Origin of the sequence: Rhodococcus sp. T2V, from assembly GCF_029269925.1 — a bacterium.
GTDB classification, from domain to species: Bacteria; Actinomycetota; Actinomycetes; order Mycobacteriales; family Mycobacteriaceae; genus Rhodococcus_F; species Rhodococcus_F koreensis.
This window is the reverse complement of sequence record NZ_JARJBD010000026.1, coordinates 107,210-122,230: the sequence shown is the minus strand read 5'-3', so window position 1 is coordinate 122,230 and position 15,021 is coordinate 107,210. Positions and strand designations below refer to the sequence as shown.

The following is a 15,021-nucleotide window of genomic DNA, read 5'->3' as shown; positions in this document are numbered from 1 at the left end:
CCGAAAGCCCCCCAACCTTGTTGGGGGGCTTTCGGCATTCCACAACACTTTCGCCGACGGCAGCCGTTGCCGCGCACACCTTTTCACCCCGGTGCACCGCCGGCCAGGACCTGCAGCGCCCGTGACGCCAGATGGAGATTCAGGCGTGTGTCGACACTGCGGAGATCACGCCCGGTCAGTTCGTGGATGCGGGACATCCGGTACCGCAGGGTGCTGCGGTGGATCCTGAGGGCTTGCGCGGTCTCGTCGTACTTGCCGCCGCATTCGAGGTATTGGGCGAGGGTGGCCGTCATCGTGCTGCGGTGCTGCCGGTCGTAGTCGAGCAGGGGACCCAGCCATTCCTGCACGAACGCCTCGACATCTCCGGTGCTGCTGTGCGAGTCGAGAATGCGGTAGACGCCGAGTTCGTCGAACTGTGCCACACCGCGGGGCGAGTTCGACTGCTTTCGTATTTCGAGGGCGCGCATCGCGTGGGTGTACGAGTCGCGGAGGGTGCTGGGAGAGGTGCATTCGGATCCGACCCCGACCACACCGACGGCGGGGCCGAGCGACTTCTCCAACGCCGAGAAGACGGTGTTCACTTCCGTCTTGGCGTCCATCACTGCGGCGAGGACGCCGGTTCGGTGCTCGTTGCCGTGAACGAGGAGGGCTGACGAGTCGGTGGCCGTCAGGTGACGACGGAACGCCTCGGCGACGGACTCGACGGATGTGTCGGGACCCCACTGGACGACCAGGACGCGTTGCGGTGTGTGCAGGTCGTAGCCGAGCGCGTCGGCCCGCGAGTAGGCGCTGTCGTCGTCGGTGCCGGCCAGTAGGTCGGCACCCAGGTCGCGGCTCAGCCGTGCCTCCGTCTCGGCGAGCGATCTGCGGTGTGCCATCTCGACGGCGAGCATCGTCCCGGCATGCTCGAGTGCGAAGGTGTCGAGATCGGTGGCGCGGTGATCCGGGTCGGACAGGTACAGGACACCGAGAAGTGTCCGGCCGGGCCGGACTACCTGCACGATCCGGTTGTCGTCCCGCAGCGGCCGACCCTCCATCGCGGCCCGGCGCAGGACGTCGACCCGGTTCCCGCCACCGACCTTGCGGTACCGGGGCGCCGGCCCGGACGCGTCCGGGCCGGACCACACACGAAGATTGCCGAACGCGTCCTCGATACCGACGGCGAGTCCGGTCACCTCGTGGAGGGTCTCGGCGATGGCGGTCTCCTCGGCGCCGGTCGCGGCGAGTCGCCCGAACGTGCTGTGGATCTTCGCTTCCTCCTCGAGCCGCGCGGCTCTCGTGCCGACCGCGGTGATCTCGTCCGTGGCCTCGCGCAGTTGGCGTTCCTGGGTGGCGGCCCGGGAGCGGAGCGACGCGGCGCGCAGGGCAGACCCCGTGTGCTGAATCAACAACTCGAGGAGCGTCGCCTGCACCGGCGTCGGCGGGTAGTCGGCCCGCAGTGTCAGCGACACCGGCCGGGACCACGAATCGTCGAGCAACACGCGGTGCCGCCAGACGTCGTCGTCGGGGACTTCGCCCGTCAGGACGGTCACGGGTTCGACCGAAAAGGGGCCGAGTTCGGGGAGGGCTTCGGCGAGCAGGGACAGGATCTCGTCCCGATTCCCGCAGTCGTGCATGTGTGCGGTCACGGCCAGCACCGCCGACAGGTTCGTGGCCCGCGGGGTGTGATCCACCCTCGGGTCTGGGGCTGCATCCAGATCCATGGCATGGAACTACCCCGTTTTGCGCCGTCGAAACCGGGACGCTGTCCAGTGGTGCCGGATTTCGGGGGATTCTTTCGTTCCGCGGTGACCAGGTGGCGAGACGGATCAGCCGCCAATCTTGGTAACTGAGGGGTGGCACTTATGACCCAATCCAATAATTGGCACGATCCCGATCTGAACATGATTCGCGATGTCGTCGCGCACACGTCGGACGGGTGCGAGGGCTGTCTCGCACTCGGTACCCGCTGGGAGCACCTGATGTTGTGCCTGACGTGCGGCTATGTCGGATGCAGTGACGGATCACCGATGCGCCACGCGCGACATCACGCGGAACGCAGCGGTCATCCGATCGTCCAGTCGCTCCATGCGGGGGACAACTGGCGCTGGTGCTTCGTGCACGACGTCCAGATCTGCACGCCGTATCCGGCGACCGGCGCCCGGGTGGTCGCACCCAGCCTGGTGCCCGGGCCGGCGGACGACCTCAGACACGGTCTCCGTATCGCGAAATCGCAGTGACGACCGCAGACCAGACGGCGTCGGCCCGAACTTCGGGGGGAGCGCCGTCCAGCCAGCATGGCCGCACCGGGCTTCCGCCGGGGCGCGGCGGTGCCGGAAGCGGTCCGGGCACAGCGGCGTAGGCATCCGTTGCCGGCACCGGGACGCAGGCATCGTCGAAGGACGACCGGGACGTCTCCGGGTGCGCGCCGTGCCTGCGTTGCAGAACCTCCTGCCCCTCGCGTCCGCGCAGCAGGAAGAACAGCAGCGGGTCGTCGTCGAGGACCCACGCGGCCTGATACAGCACCGCGGCGGCGTGGCGGCACGGCACGTCCCACTCCTCGCAGGTGCAGGTCGCGTCGGCGTCGAACATCGACGGAATCAGTGACACGTCGACGGCCGCGAGATCCTCGTCGAGTTCGCGGGGGAGCGTCCCACTCGACAACTGGGCGACGTGACCGCTCCGCGACGCGAGAGTCGCGAGCACCTCGCCCCACTGGCGCTCGTCGAGCGGGTCCACCCGGATCCGCACGTGCAGGCTCTCGTCGTCGGTGTGAACGTCCGCGGAGACGAGCCCCGCCGCGAACGTGAGCGGACCGACCAGTCCGCCACGGGCATAGGCGCGTCCGCGTTTCAGCGTGTCCGAGTCGAGCGCGGCCTGTTCGACGTCGTCGACCCAGCGTTGCGCCCACCAGGTCCTGCCGCGCGTGCGGCGGCCCTTCTGCGCGGGGAAGCGGGGATGTGTGACGGCGTCGGTCACAGGTCACCCCCCAAGTCGTAGTCGGGGCTCAGGGCCACCAGCCGGGCGAGTTCGCCGTCGGTCAGCTCGGTGAAGGCGTCGGCTCCGTGCGACAGAACCGAGTCGGCGAGTTGCCGCTTGGACGCGAGCATGGCGGCTATGCGTTCCTCGATGGTTCCCGCGGTGACGAGCCGGTGCACGACAACCGGGTGGGTCTGGCCGATGCGGTACGCACGATCGGTGGCCTGGTCCTCGACCGCCGGGTTCCACCAGCGGTCGAAGTGGACGACGTGATCGGCCCGGGTGAGGTTCAGCCCGGTGCCTGCGGCTTTGAGGGACAGGATCAGGACGGGGACGTCGCCGTTCTGGAAGCGTTCGACGAGGTCCTCCCGGGCCGCGACGGACGTGCCTCCGTGCAGGAACTCGCACGCTACCCCGCGCGTCGTCAGGTGCCGTCGCAGAAGTCGTCCCATCGTGGTGAAGTGGGTGAACACGAGGGAACGCCCGCCCTCCGACAGGTTGGTGTCGATCAGCTCGTCGAGCAGACCGATCTTGTGCGAACGGCCGGTGAGCGCGGCGTGCTCCTGGCCGAGGTACTGGGCGGGGTGATTGCAGATCTGCTTCAGACCGGTCAGCAGCGACACGATGCTGCCGCGCCTCCCGATACCCTCGCTCGTCTCGATCCGCTCCATGGCCTCGCGGACGAGCGCCTCGTACATGCCGGCCTGCTCCGGGGTGAGAGTGACGTCGAGGTCGATCTCCGTCTTCGGCGGAAGCTCGGGGGCGATCCCCGGATCCGACTTCCTGCGCCGGAGGACGAACGGTGAGATCAACGCCGCCAACTCCGGCGCGCGGTTGGGCGTGTCCTCGTCGGCCGAGTCATCGTAGCGGCGCCGGAACTGCGCGTAGGGGCCGAGGAGACCCGGGGTGACGCCGTCGAGGATCGACCAGAGGTCGCTGAGCCGATTCTCCACCGGCGTGCCGGTGAGGGCGACGCGCGCCTGTCCCTGAATGGTGCGCAGCGCCCGCGTCACGGCAGCGGACCGGTTCTTCAGATGCTGGGCCTCGTCCGCGACGACCAGGCCCCACGTCGTCCCGGCGAGAATGTCGCAATCGAGCCGCATCGTCGCGTACGTGGTGAGCACGACGGTGTCGCTGCCGTCCGCGACCGTCTCACCGGGAGGCCGGCGGCCCGGACCGTGGTGGACGAGGACACCGGTGCCCGGTGCGAAACGCTCGATCTCCCGCCGCCAGTTCCCCAGCAGGGATGCGGGACAGACCACGAGCGTGGGTCCTGCCGTGTCCGGGTCTTGCTGCCGGTGCAGGTGAAGCGCGATGAGGGTCAACGTCTTTCCCAGGCCCATGTCGTCGGCGAGGCAGGCGCCCAGGCCCCGTGACGTGAGCCCGGCGAGCCAGCGGAAGCCGGTCAGCTGGTAGTCCCGCAATTGTGCGCGCAGGGCGGCGGGGACCGGCACGGCCTCAGGATCCCCGTCCGACAGCTCCCGCGCCACCGCGGCGGCCGCCCCGTAGGAGTCGACGCGGACGTCGTCCTCGCCGCGACTGGCCCGGCCGGTCAGCGCGGCCCGAAGGGCCTCGACGGCCGTCATGGTTCCGGTCCGTCGCAGGAGGGTCTTTCGTATCGTCTCCGCGTCCGCGACGACGTACCGGTTGCGGAGTTTCACGACTGCCCGCTTCGCCGACGCGAGCTCTTCCATCTCCTTCCGCGTGAGCACGTCTTCGCCCACCGCGACGCGCCAGTCGAAGTCGAAGGCACGGTCGCCGCCGAAAGCGGCTGCGCCCTCCCGAGATCCGGGGTCGCCGAGGATGATGCGGGTCGACGTCTGGGCGACCAGTGCGCGCGGCCAATGGATCTGGACGCCCCGCTCGCGCAGCCGACGGCCGGCGTCCCCGGCGAGGGAGGCAAGGTCGTCGTCCTCGAGCCGGATGCGGTGCGGCGCCTCCGCCCGCAGCAGATCTTCGAGAGGCGCCCAGTCCTGGGCCGCGCGGCGGAGGGCGCCGAGAACCTCGATCCGCGGGTCGGCGGCGAACGCGGACTCGGCGAGCGCCGGATGCCGCCACAGGTCGACGGCGTCGCACACCACTCCGGGCCGCGCGACACCGTGCACCTGGACCGTGGCGTCGAACTCGCTGTCCGACAGATCGATCGCGCCGGGGTCGACGGGGTCGATCCGCAACGACAGTGCGATCGCCGCGGGTGCCAGGGCGTCCGCCCACGTCTGCAGTTCCGGGGAGGGTTCGGCATCCCAGGCCAGGTAGGGGCCGGCGTCGGCGGGCGAGCCGAGTCGCGGGACGGTGTCGACGACCGCGGTGAGGAAGTCGCGCAGAACGTCCACGGCGGCGGGGAGGCGAACTCCTTCGGCGCGCCGATCCCCGAGCGGGATCGCGCGGGCTTCCGGCGGGAGCGCGGCGGCCAGCAGACGCAGGTGCGATGTGTCCTCGTCGTCGAGGGCGCCGAGCCGCCAGACGTCGCGGCCGCGCGGTGTGACCGAGGGCAGGACCTTGCCCGCCTCGAGGTATCCGACGGCGGTGCGGGCGGCGGCGGCCCAGAACGCGACCGATCGGTGCGCCGTGTCGCCCGGCGCCGGCGACAGCAGCATCGGCAGCGCGTCGGCGAGGGAAACATTCTGCGTCGGAACGCTGTTCACCTCTCTGCCGGTGAAGATCCGGGTGCGGGAATCGGCACTCGGTGGCTGCCGCCCGTCCGGTGAATCGCTCCAGAACACCAGGCGGGAGTCGCGGGGAGGATCGGCGGGGACGAAGGTGGCCGCGCAGCCGGCGAGGGTGGGCTCTGCTGTCACTACTGCGCCTTTCGCCGGGTTTACGGTACGCCGTACGTCAACGACGCGGCGCGCGGAATTGTTCCCGGGCGCCGTGGGAAGATCTCGGCATGGGCAGAAGCGCGACACCGGAGGGCGACCCCGCCCGCACCATGGAGTTGCTGTGGGGTGGCGGCAGCACGCCGATCTCGCGTCCCCGCAACGGCAAACCCGGCCTGACCCTCGACCGGATCGTCGAGGCGGCCGTCTCCGTCGCGGATGCGGAGGGGCTGGACGCCGTCTCGATGCGCCGGCTCGCGGCCGAACTCGGCGTCGGGGCGATGTCGCTGTACACGCACGTTCCAGGAAAGACGGAACTGGTCGAGGTGATGCTCGACCGGGCGCTGTCCACGCTCGAACCGGGCGACGACACCGACGCGGGGTGGCGGGAGCGTCTCACGGCCGCCGCGCACGACTATTTCCAACTGCTGTGCGCACACCCGTGGATGCTCGGAGTCGTTGCGCTGAGCCGGCCGGTCCTCGGGCCCGGCGGGATGGCCAAGTACGAGCGGGAACTGCGCGCGGTCGAGGGACTGGGACTGCCGGACCTCGACATGGACTCCGTCGTCACACTCCTCGACAGTTTCGTCGCCGGCGCGGCGCGGGCGGCGGTGGACGCGGCCGCGCTCGCCGCCCGGGGTGAGGCGGACAGCGAGTGGTGGCAGAGCGTCGCGCCGCACTTCGAGAAGGTCTTCGACCCCGAGCGGTTTCCGCTCGCCGCCCGGGTCGGGGCCACGGCGGGGGAGCACCACAACGCCGCGTTCTCGCCCGCGCACGCCTTCGAATTCGGGCTCGCCCGGCTACTCGACGGAGTCGGCGCCCTCATCGTCGGCGGCGGATCCGGCGGGGAGTAGTTCGGCGGGAACGGCCAGCGTGGTCGGTTCGAGACGTCCGCGCAGGGTGACGGTGTCGGTGCATTGCCACCGCGTGCCTTCGTCCTCGGAGGCCGCGGCGATCGCCCGCTCGGACGCGACGACGCGCCCGGGAACATTCTTGGCGAGCTCGGACAACCGCGCCGCCTCGTTGACCGGATCGCCGATCACCGTGTACTCGAAACGTTCGTGGGCGCCGATGTTTCCGGCCACGGCGCGACCGGCCGCCACCCCGATTCCCGCGTCGCATTCCGGTACCTCGGCGGTGAGCCGTCCGCGCAGGACCCGAGCGGCGGACAGGGCCGCACCGGTGTGGTCGTCGAGCGCCATCGGTGCCCCGAAGATGGCCAGCGCGGCGTCGCCTTCGAACTTGTTGACGAACCCGCCCCGCCGGTCGACCTCGTCGACGACGACGTTGAAGAACCGGTTGAGCAGATCCACGACCTCCGCCGGAGACCGGGTGGCCGCGATCGTGGTGGACCCGATGATGTCGACGAACAGCACCGCCACGTCGCGTTCCTCCCCGCCGAGTTCGGGGTTGTGCCGAAGCGCCTGCGACGCCACGTCCTGCCCGACGTGCCGCCCGAAGAGGTCGCGGATCCGCTCACGTTCGCGCAGTCCCTCGACCATGCGGTTGAACCCGGTCTGCAGCGCGCCGAGTTCGGTGCCGTCGTACACGACGACCTCGGCATCGAGATCGCCGTCGGCCACCTTCGCCATGCCCTGCGCCACCGAGCGGATGGGCGCCTCGGTGGCGCGCACACTGATCACCACCAGCAGCAGACCGAACAGCAGGATCACACCACCGAGCGCGAGGATCGACACCGCGAGGCTGGTCGGGCTCGCCGGACGGAGGAAGCTGAAGATCGCGATGAGCATCAGGCCCAGCACGGGAACGCCCGTCCCGAGGATCCACGCCAGCGCCGTGCGGCCGGTGATGCCGAGCGTGCGGCGGGGTTGCGGTCCGTCCGATCCGAGTGCGCGGGCGGCGATGGGACGGAGCGCGAACTCCGTCAGCAGGTAGCAGAACGCACACACCGTGATGCCGGCCATCGCGATCGTGAACGCGACCTTCGGGATGGTCTGGGGATCGATGAGGCCGTACAGCGTCGTGAAGAAGACCAACCCGATGCCCCACAGTGCCGCCTGGACCCGGGTCAGGCGCCACGGGGCGCGGAACGCCGCCGACCGGTCGTGTTCGGTGGGCACGTCGTCCTCCGTTGCCCATCGCAGATCCGACACCAGGCGCTTGGTGCCCCAGGTCACGCCGATCAGCACCGCGGACAGCACGAACACCGGCACTGCGACGAAGTTGGCGATCGCGAACTCGCTCGCCCACACACTCGGCCCGGGGACGACGACGCTGATGAGCAGGCAGGTGATCACCGCACCGACGAGATTCGTGAACACCAGCGGCGCGGTCAGCAGCAACTGGACACGGATGCGGCGCCGGCGGGGACTCTCGTCCGGCGATCCCAGCAACCACGACCCCAGCGGGGCGACGGATCGGCGAGGGCTGAGCATAGTCATTCGAGACTAGTCGGCACGATCCCTTAGGGTGGGCGGGTGCGCCTAGTGATTGCCAGATGCCGAGTCGACTACGTAGGCCGTTTGACGGCACATCTGCCCACCGCTCGTCGCCTGTTGTTGATCAAGGCCGACGGTTCCGTGAGCATCCACGCCGACGACCGCGCCTATAAACCCCTGAACTGGATGAGCCCGCCCTGCTGGCTCGTCGAGGACTCGGTCGAGGACGCCGAAGCCCTGTGGGTCGTGACCAACAAGGCCGGTGAGGAACTGCGGATCACGATCGAGGAGATCGAGCACGACTCCCGGCACGAACTCGGCGTCGATCCCGGGCTCGTCAAGGACGGTGTCGAAGCGCACCTGCAGGAGTTGCTCGCCGAACACGTGGAAACGCTCGGCAACGGCTACACATTGGTCCGGCGTGAATACATGACGGCGATCGGTCCGGTCGACCTGCTGTGCCGGAACGCTGACGGCGCGTCCGTCGCCGTGGAGATCAAGCGCCGCGGCGACATCGACGGTGTCGAGCAACTCACGCGGTACCTCGAACTGCTCAACCGCGATCCGCTGCTCGCGCCGGTGAGCGGCGTCTTCGCCGCCCAGCAGATCAAGCCGCAGGCCAAAACCCTTGCCACCGACCGCGGAATCCGGTGCCTGGTGCTCGACTACGAAGCGCTGCGCGGCACCGAGAGCACCGAGTTCCGGCTCTTCTGAAGGCCTAGGCTGAACCCGTGCCCCGTCGTAAACCGCAGCGGAAGAACCCGCGCCGCAGTGCGCCCCCGGACAATTCCGAGGGCTCGCTGTTCGGCAGTGCGCTGATGCGTCAGGAATCCGGTCCCGCGGGCGACGCGGACGAGAGCTACATCGTCCGCACCATCCCCGGGGCCCGGGCGACCAAGTCGTACCGGTGCCCGGGCTGCGATCACGACATCCGGCCCGGTGTCGCCCACCTCGTCACCTGGCCCGCCGACTACGGCGGAGCCGAGGACCGGCGGCACTGGCACACCGGGTGCTGGTCGGGACGCAGCACCCGGGGCCTCACCCGCAGGTGGTCCTAGCTTCCGGTCTTCACCGTTCGCTGACCCGCAGGCCGGTTCGCCGGGGTCTTCTCGACGGTGGAGAGCACCGCGGTGTCCTCGTCCGAGTTGTCCGTCTCGTCCCCGGACTTCTTCCCTGACGCGTTCGACCCGGACTCGCCCGACTCGGTCTTGCGGTCCGCTGCGCCGTTCGGTGCCGACTGGCTGTTCGGGTTCTCGTTCGGGCGCTTCTCGGAATTCGACGCCGCGGTGTCGGGCTGCGCGTCCAGGAGTTCACTCTCCCGGTTGACCGACGCCAACATGGCGGGAACCGAATCGAGCTGCCCTCGAATGCCCAAGAGCTGCGCCAGGATCCGGCCGCGGAGCACGCGAAGCTCTTCCGCGAGTTCCTTGGCGTGGGCGATCTTGCGCTCCGACTGGTCGGTGGCCGCCTGCAGCCTGCGCTCCGCCTCGTGCGTGGCGTCCGCGAGACGGCGCTGTGCCTCGGCCTTGCTGGTGGACTCGAGCTCGTTCACCGCCGTGATCGTCTTCTGGCGGCGCTCGGACATCGAGAGGTCGAAGTCTTCCTGAACCTGCGAGCGACGCAGTTCGGCCTCGGCGGCGAGGCGATCGCGCTCGGACTGCGCGGCCTCGACGATCTTCGCCGCCTCCGTGCGGGCCTTCGCCATGGTCTGCTCGTGCTGAATCTCGAGCGCGCTGCGGCGGTCTTCGAGTTCCGCGACCAGCGACTCGTACTGGCCGCGGAGCTGCGCGCCCTCCTGCTCGGCGACGGAGATCGTCTCGGCGGCGTCGGCCTCGGCCTTCGCGCGCACCTCGGACGCCTCGTCCGACGCGAGCCGGAGCATGCGCGAGATGCGGTCGCTCATTCCCTCCGCGGTGGTCGGCGGAACCGACAGGCGGTCGACGTCCTTGCGGAGATCGTCGATCTCGTCCCGCGCGTCGTCGAGTTGCTTGGCGAGGTCCCGCGCCTGCGCCGCCGCGGCGTCGCGGTCGGCGGCAGTGACGCGGAGCTCGGCGTCGAATCGCTCGAAGTAGTTGCGTACCTCGTCCCGGTCGAATCCCTTACGCACGGTGGAGAAGGGAAGGGGGATCGAACCACGGTCCTGCTCGTTTACCATGGCCGCCAATCTACCTGGGCAAAGTAGAACTTGTCTCTGCGCCTGGTACCCGGCGGCCGGTCACAGCTCTAGTGGGCCGCCGACGGTTCGACCAGCTCGACGAGAACTCCGCCCGCGTCCTTCGGGTGGACGAAGTTGATGCGCGAGTCGGCGGTTCCGCGGCGGGGTGCGTCGTACAGCAGCCGGACGCCGCGCTCGCGCAACTGCGCGGAGATGGCGTCGATGTCGGTGACGCGGTACGCCAACTGCTGGAGACCGGGACCGCTGCGATCGATGAACTTGGCGATGGTCGAGTTCTCGTTCAACGGCGCGAGAAGCTGTAGCGCGGTGCTGCCCGCGGGAGCGCCGACGACGCTCAGCATCGCTTCGCGCACGCCCTGCTCCTCGTTCACCTCTTCGTGTGTCGACACCATGCCGAGGTGCTCGGAGTACCACGCGATGGCGGCGTCGAGGTCGGGAACGGCGATGCCGACGTGGTCGATGGCGGTCACCAGATCCGAGGACAGCGGCGACGTGGACTGGGTGGGGGAGGACTGTGTCATGGTCCCGACGTTAGCGCTACCGTTTCGGTAGTTCTCGTCGGGATGTGACTTCCGTCGCCCGGCACCCGCCCATTCGTCTCACACGGAGGAAATCGTGACCAGTTCTGTGATCGTCGCCGGAGCCCGGACCCCGATGGGCCGGTTGCTGGGTTCGTTGAAGGATGTGTCGGGTTCCGATCTGGGTGGGGTGGCGATTCGCGGTGCGCTGGAGAAGGCGGGCGTCGCCCCCGAACAGGTCGAGTACGTGATCATGGGCCAGGTGCTCACGGCGGGGGCCGGTCAGATCCCGGCGCGGCAGGCCGCCGTGGCCGCCGGGATCGGGATGGACGTGCCTGCGCTGACGATCAACAAGGTGTGCCTGTCGGGGATCGACGCGATCGCGTTGGCGGACCAGCTGATCCGGGCCGGCGAGTTCGACGTCGTCGTCGCCGGCGGCCAGGAGTCGATGTCGCGTGCCCCGCACCTGCTGGAGAAGTCGCGGGAGGGGTTCAAGTACGGCGACGTCACGATGCGCGACCACATGGCGTTCGACGGGTTGTACGACATCTTCACCGATCAGGCGATGGGCAGCCTGACGGAGGCGAAGAACGCGGAGGACGGGCAGCGGATCAGCCGGGAGGAGCAGGACGCGTTCGCGGCGGCGTCGCACCAGAAGGCGGCGCGCGCCTGGAAGGACGGTGTCTTCGACGACGAGGTCGTGCCGGTTCCGGTGCCGCAGCGCAAGGGCGATCCCGTGCTCGTCGGCTCCGACGAGGGCGTGCGGGGCGATACGACCGCCGAGTCGCTGGCCAGGTTGCGGCCGGCGTTCAGCAAGGACGGCACCGTCACCGCCGGGTCGGCGTCGCAGATCTCGGACGGCGCGGCCGCCGTCGTCGTGATGAGCAAGGCGAAGGCTCAGGAGCTGGGGCTGTCCTGGATTGCGGAGATCGGGGCGCACGGGGTGGTGGCGGGCCCGGATTCGACGCTCCAGTCCCAGCCGGCGCGGGCCATCGCGAAGGCGTGCGCCAAGGAAGGGATCGACCCGAAGGACCTGGACCTGGTGGAGATCAACGAGGCCTTCGCTGCCGTCGGGATCGCGTCGACGCGTGAGCTGGGCCTGGATCCGGAAATCGTGAACGTCAACGGCGGCGCGATCGCGATGGGGCATCCGCTGGGGATGTCGGGTGCGCGGATCGCACTACATCTGGCACTCGAGTTGCGCCGTCGCGGCGGCGGCGTGGGCGCGGCGGCACTGTGCGGTGGAGGCGGTCAGGGTGACGCCCTGATCGTCCGCGTCCCCAAGGCTTGACAGACGACGGTCCGTGGTGGTGTGCCTCACACCACTACGGACCGTCGTAGATGGTCGGGCACAATGGTCGGCATGGCGAACGTCTTCGATCTCAGCACCACGGCCAAGCGCTTCCGATTTGTCGCAATTCTGGAGGCATTCACCTGGCTCGGCCTCCTCATCGGCATGGCCTTCAAGTACCTGCCCGCCGACGGCAACGAGATCGGCGTGAAGATCTTCGGCCCGATCCACGGCGGCGTCTTCGTCCTGTACCTGCTCGTCTCGCTGTGGACCGCGCGCAAGCTGAGCTGGAACCTGGTCACCGTCTTCTGGGCGCTCGTCGCCAGCGTCCCGCCGTTCGGCACCGTCGTGTTCGAGGTCTGGGCGGCCCGCACCGGCCGCATGGCCGAACTGTCCCGGACCGGCGAGGCGAAGAGCGAACCGTCGCTCGTCTGACCGAGTCCGCGGTAGGCACGGCCCGCATTCCGGCGCGCGCTCGAATCGTGACAAACTGGTGGACGTGACTCGACCAGGTTCTCGTCCGTCAGCGCGTTCCTCAGCAGTGGCCGCAGCCATGAGCGGAGCAGTCGATCTCTCCGCCCTCAAGGAGCGTGCGGCCGCTCCGCCCCCGCCTGCGCCCGCACCCGCCGGGGACGGCGCCGCCCCGGCCGCCCCCGGCGGCACCGGCCTCGCACCCGTCATCGACGTCACCGAGGCGACGTTCGAGGCGGAGGTCCTCGTCCGGTCCCAGCAGGTCCCGGTCGTCGTGGACCTGTGGGCCACCTGGTGCGAGCCGTGCAAACAACTCTCACCCCTGCTCGAGAAGCTGGCACACGAGGCCGGTGGCACCTGGGTGCTCGCCAAGGTCGACGTCGACGCCAACCCGCGCATCGCGCAGGCCTTCGGCGTCCAGTCCGTCCCGACCGTCGTCGCCATCGCCGGCGGCCAACCGCTCGCCGACTTCCAGGGTGCACAGCCCGAACCGCAACTGCGTCAGTGGCTCGCCGCGGTCCAGCAGGCGACCGCTGGAAAACTGTCCGGACCCCCTGCCGGCAACGGCGACGCGGACGAGCCCGAGCCGGAGGACCCGCGCTTCGTCGCGGCCGAGGCGGCACTCGACGGGGGCGACCTGGTCGCAGCCGAAGCCGAGTTCCAGAAGATCCTCGACGCGGAACCGGGCAACGCGGAGGCGCAGGGCGCGATCCGCCAGGTACGTTTCCTCGCCCGCGTGCAGTCCGTCGATCCCGGTGCCGTCGCCGCGGCGGACGCCGCCCCCGCCGACATCGACGCCCAGTTGCAGGCGGCGGACGTGGAGCTCTACTCCCAGGCGCCCGACGCCGCGTTCGCCCGCCTCATCGGTGTCGTTGCCCGCAGTGCCGGCGACGACAAGACCCGGGTTCGGACGCGTCTGCTGGAATTGTTCGAACTGTTCGACCCGGCCGAGCCGGTCGTCATGACCGCGCGCCGTAAACTCGCCGCGGCACTGTACTGACGAGGAACCGGGGTGAGTGCTTCCGGCGCTCACCCCGGTCGCCCCGACCCCGACGGCGATCAGCTGCGAACGCGCTCCACCCGTCCGACCAGAAGGACGTAGGACGCGATCCCGACCGCGGTCACCACGGTCATGTAGACGAATCCCGGAGCGAAACTGTCGTCGGTGACGAGCAACCCGATGACGATGGGCGTGGCGATCGACGACAGGTTGCCGATGAAGTTGAACATTCCGCCGGTCAGCCCGAGCAGCCGTTCCGGTGCAAGTGCCGACACCAGCGACCACGTGATCGACGCGAGTCCGTTGCCGAAGAAGGCGATGGACAGGAACACGATCACCATCGCGGTCGAGTCGGTGAAGTTCGCGCCGATCATCGCGACGGTCAAGAGCAGTCCGACGATGATCGGACCCTTCCGGGCGACTCCGAGAGAGACCCCCTTGCGCAGCAGGAAGTCCGAGAACACCCCGGAGAACAGCACACCGACGAGCGCCGCGACGAACGGCAGCGACGCGAGGAATCCGGACTTGATGTAATCCATGCCCCGGTACTCGACGAGGTAGGTGGGGAACCAGGTGAGGAAGAACCACAGCGTCGACGTGAGGCAGAACTGCCCCAGGTAGATGCCCCACAGCTTGCGCCTGCCGAGGACCGTCGCGACGTCGTTGCGGGTCACGGCCGGCCGTTCCGGTTGCTGCTCGTCCACGAGGTCGACGAGTCCGCCGCCGTCTCGGATCAGGTCGATCTCGGCGTCGTTCGCGCGGGAGTCGCGTGGTTCGCGGTAGAACGCGTACCAGATGGCGCCCCACACCGCGCCGACCGTTCCGGTCACGATGAACACCCAGTGCCAGGACAGCACGGACTGCAGCCAGGACAGGAACGGGGTGAGCAGGGCCAGTCCGATGAACTGTCCGGACGTGTAGAAGCCGATCACCGTCGCCCGTTCGCGCTCGGGGTACCAGGCCGTCGCGACGCGGTTGTTGATCGGATACGCGGGCGCCTCGAACACGCCGACCAGCAGTCGCAACGCGATGAGCGCCACGAATCCGCCGATGACGCCCATGAACGCGGTCGCCACCGACCACAGGATGAGGCACGCGGGGTAGAGCACTCTCGGGGGTATCCGGTCGACGAGCCAGCCGCCGGGGATCTGCAGCGCCGCGTACGTCCAGCCGAAGGCGGACAGCAGCAGACCCTGCTGAGCCTTGGAGAGATCCATCTCGTCCGCGATCGCGGGCATCGCGATCGACAGATTCGCCCGGTCCATGTAGTTGATGACCACGGTCACGAACAGCATGACCGCGATGAGGACGCGCGCCTTCGACGCCTGCGCCGCGACCGACGTGGAGCGGCCGATCTTCTGGGTCTGCACCATCTCTCTCACCACTCCTGCC

The 15,021-nt window shown here is 69.3% G+C and carries 14 protein-coding genes; 7 read left to right on the top strand and 7 right to left on the bottom strand.

The features are described from left to right. Window positions 1–83: 83 nt before the first annotated feature. Window positions 84–1,703: a CdaR family transcriptional regulator gene (locus tag P3H15_RS22510; RefSeq protein WP_276139269.1), complete on the bottom strand. Its 1,620-nt coding sequence runs from the start codon at window positions 1,701–1,703 to the stop codon at window positions 84–86. 141 nt (window positions 1,704–1,844) lie between these two features. Between P3H15_RS22510 and P3H15_RS22505 the strand changes: the two genes are divergently transcribed. After that, window positions 1,845–2,219, top strand: a complete 375-nt coding sequence (locus P3H15_RS22505; RefSeq protein ID WP_072946961.1) for a UBP-type zinc finger domain-containing protein — start codon at window positions 1,845–1,847, stop codon at window positions 2,217–2,219. Here P3H15_RS22505 and P3H15_RS22500 read toward each other — a convergent pair. Then, window positions 2,185–2,958 carry an SWIM zinc finger family protein gene (locus P3H15_RS22500; RefSeq protein ID WP_276139268.1) on the bottom strand — a complete coding sequence of 258 codons (774 nt, stop codon included), beginning with the start codon at window positions 2,956–2,958 and terminating at the stop codon, window positions 2,185–2,187. The two genes, P3H15_RS22505 and P3H15_RS22500, sit on opposite strands and share 35 nt — an antisense overlap. After that, the gene (locus P3H15_RS22495; protein ID WP_276139267.1) at window positions 2,955–5,756 is read right to left on the bottom strand and encodes a DEAD/DEAH box helicase; all 2,802 of its coding nucleotides are present in this window, start codon (window positions 5,754–5,756) and stop codon (window positions 2,955–2,957) included. The genes P3H15_RS22500 and P3H15_RS22495 overlap by 4 nt, the downstream gene beginning before the upstream one ends. Before the next feature lie 89 nt (window positions 5,757–5,845). On the opposite strand from P3H15_RS22495, the gene P3H15_RS22490 reads away from it, so the two are divergent. Continuing rightward, window positions 5,846–6,628, top strand: coding sequence for a TetR/AcrR family transcriptional regulator (locus P3H15_RS22490; protein WP_276139266.1), 783 nt, complete (start codon window positions 5,846–5,848; stop codon window positions 6,626–6,628). Here P3H15_RS22490 and P3H15_RS22485 read toward each other — a convergent pair. After that, window positions 6,575–8,176, bottom strand: a complete 1,602-nt coding sequence (locus P3H15_RS22485) for an adenylate/guanylate cyclase domain-containing protein (protein ID WP_276139265.1) — start codon at window positions 8,174–8,176, stop codon at window positions 6,575–6,577. The genes P3H15_RS22490 and P3H15_RS22485 overlap by 54 nt on opposite strands. Window positions 8,177–8,212: 36 nt before the next feature. On the opposite strand from P3H15_RS22485, the gene nucS reads away from it, so the two are divergent. Both nucS and P3H15_RS22475 read left to right on the top strand, forming a co-directional pair. Beyond that, window positions 8,213–8,887 (top strand): endonuclease NucS, encoded by a 675-nt coding sequence (gene nucS / locus P3H15_RS22480; protein ID WP_043824264.1) that lies wholly within the window; start codon window positions 8,213–8,215, stop codon window positions 8,885–8,887. Between the two features lie 17 nt (window positions 8,888–8,904). After that, entirely contained in the window at window positions 8,905–9,231 is a 327-nt protein-coding gene (locus tag P3H15_RS22475) for an ATP/GTP-binding protein (RefSeq protein ID WP_276139264.1), read from the top strand. Here the strand turns inward: P3H15_RS22475 and P3H15_RS22470 are convergent. Together P3H15_RS22470 and mce are read right to left on the bottom strand one after the other, a co-directional pair. Then, complete coding sequence (locus tag P3H15_RS22470) at window positions 9,228–10,328, bottom strand: hypothetical protein (RefSeq protein ID WP_276139263.1); 1,101 nt, start codon at window positions 10,326–10,328, stop codon at window positions 9,228–9,230. The genes P3H15_RS22475 and P3H15_RS22470 overlap by 4 nt on opposite strands. A 68-nt stretch (window positions 10,329–10,396) precedes the next feature. Then, on the bottom strand, window positions 10,397–10,870 hold the full coding sequence (gene mce / locus P3H15_RS22465) for a methylmalonyl-CoA epimerase (protein WP_276139262.1): 474 nt from the start codon (window positions 10,868–10,870) through the stop codon (window positions 10,397–10,399). Window positions 10,871–10,964: 94 nt separating this feature from the next. Between mce and P3H15_RS22460 the strand changes: the two genes are divergently transcribed. The 3 genes from P3H15_RS22460 to P3H15_RS22450 all read left to right on the top strand — a co-directional run bounded on the left by P3H15_RS22460 (window position 10,965) and on the right by P3H15_RS22450 (window position 13,629). Beyond that, entirely contained in the window at window positions 10,965–12,158 is a 1,194-nt protein-coding gene (locus P3H15_RS22460) for an acetyl-CoA C-acetyltransferase (protein WP_276139261.1), read from the top strand. 63 nt (window positions 12,159–12,221) lie between these two features. Then, on the top strand, window positions 12,222–12,593 hold the full coding sequence (locus P3H15_RS22455; protein ID WP_206012781.1) for a DUF3817 domain-containing protein: 372 nt from the start codon (window positions 12,222–12,224) through the stop codon (window positions 12,591–12,593). Between the two features lie 118 nt (window positions 12,594–12,711). Next, complete coding sequence (locus P3H15_RS22450) at window positions 12,712–13,629, top strand: tetratricopeptide repeat protein (protein WP_276139260.1); 918 nt, start codon at window positions 12,712–12,714, stop codon at window positions 13,627–13,629. A 59-nt stretch (window positions 13,630–13,688) separates the two neighbouring features. On the opposite strand, the gene P3H15_RS22445 is transcribed toward P3H15_RS22450, so the two are convergent. Continuing rightward, the gene (locus P3H15_RS22445) at window positions 13,689–15,002 is read right to left on the bottom strand and encodes an MFS transporter (protein WP_276139259.1); all 1,314 of its coding nucleotides are present in this window, start codon (window positions 15,000–15,002) and stop codon (window positions 13,689–13,691) included. Window positions 15,003–15,021: the final 19 nt, after the last annotated feature.

What these genes read in the sequence shown, in the direction of transcription:
- P3H15_RS22510 (WP_276139269.1), bottom strand. Translation starts at nt 1,703, where the DNA reads ATGGATCTGGATGCAGCCCCAGACCCGAGGGTGGATCACACCCCGCGG.
- P3H15_RS22505 (WP_072946961.1), top strand. Translation starts at nt 1,845, where the DNA reads ATGACCCAATCCAATAATTGGCACGATCCCGATCTGAACATGATTCGC.
- P3H15_RS22490 (WP_276139266.1), top strand. Translation starts at nt 5,846, where the DNA reads ATGGGCAGAAGCGCGACACCGGAGGGCGACCCCGCCCGCACCATGGAG.
- P3H15_RS22485 (WP_276139265.1), bottom strand. Translation starts at nt 8,176, where the DNA reads ATGACTATGCTCAGCCCTCGCCGATCCGTCGCCCCGCTGGGGTCGTGG.
- P3H15_RS22470 (WP_276139263.1), bottom strand. Translation starts at nt 10,328, where the DNA reads ATGGTAAACGAGCAGGACCGTGGTTCGATCCCCCTTCCCTTCTCCACC.
- mce (WP_276139262.1), bottom strand. Translation starts at nt 10,870, where the DNA reads ATGACACAGTCCTCCCCCACCCAGTCCACGTCGCCGCTGTCCTCGGAT.
- P3H15_RS22455 (WP_206012781.1), top strand. Translation starts at nt 12,222, where the DNA reads ATGGTCGGCATGGCGAACGTCTTCGATCTCAGCACCACGGCCAAGCGC.
- P3H15_RS22450 (WP_276139260.1), top strand. Translation starts at nt 12,712, where the DNA reads ATGAGCGGAGCAGTCGATCTCTCCGCCCTCAAGGAGCGTGCGGCCGCT.
- P3H15_RS22445 (WP_276139259.1), bottom strand. Translation starts at nt 15,002, where the DNA reads ATGGTGCAGACCCAGAAGATCGGCCGCTCCACGTCGGTCGCGGCGCAG.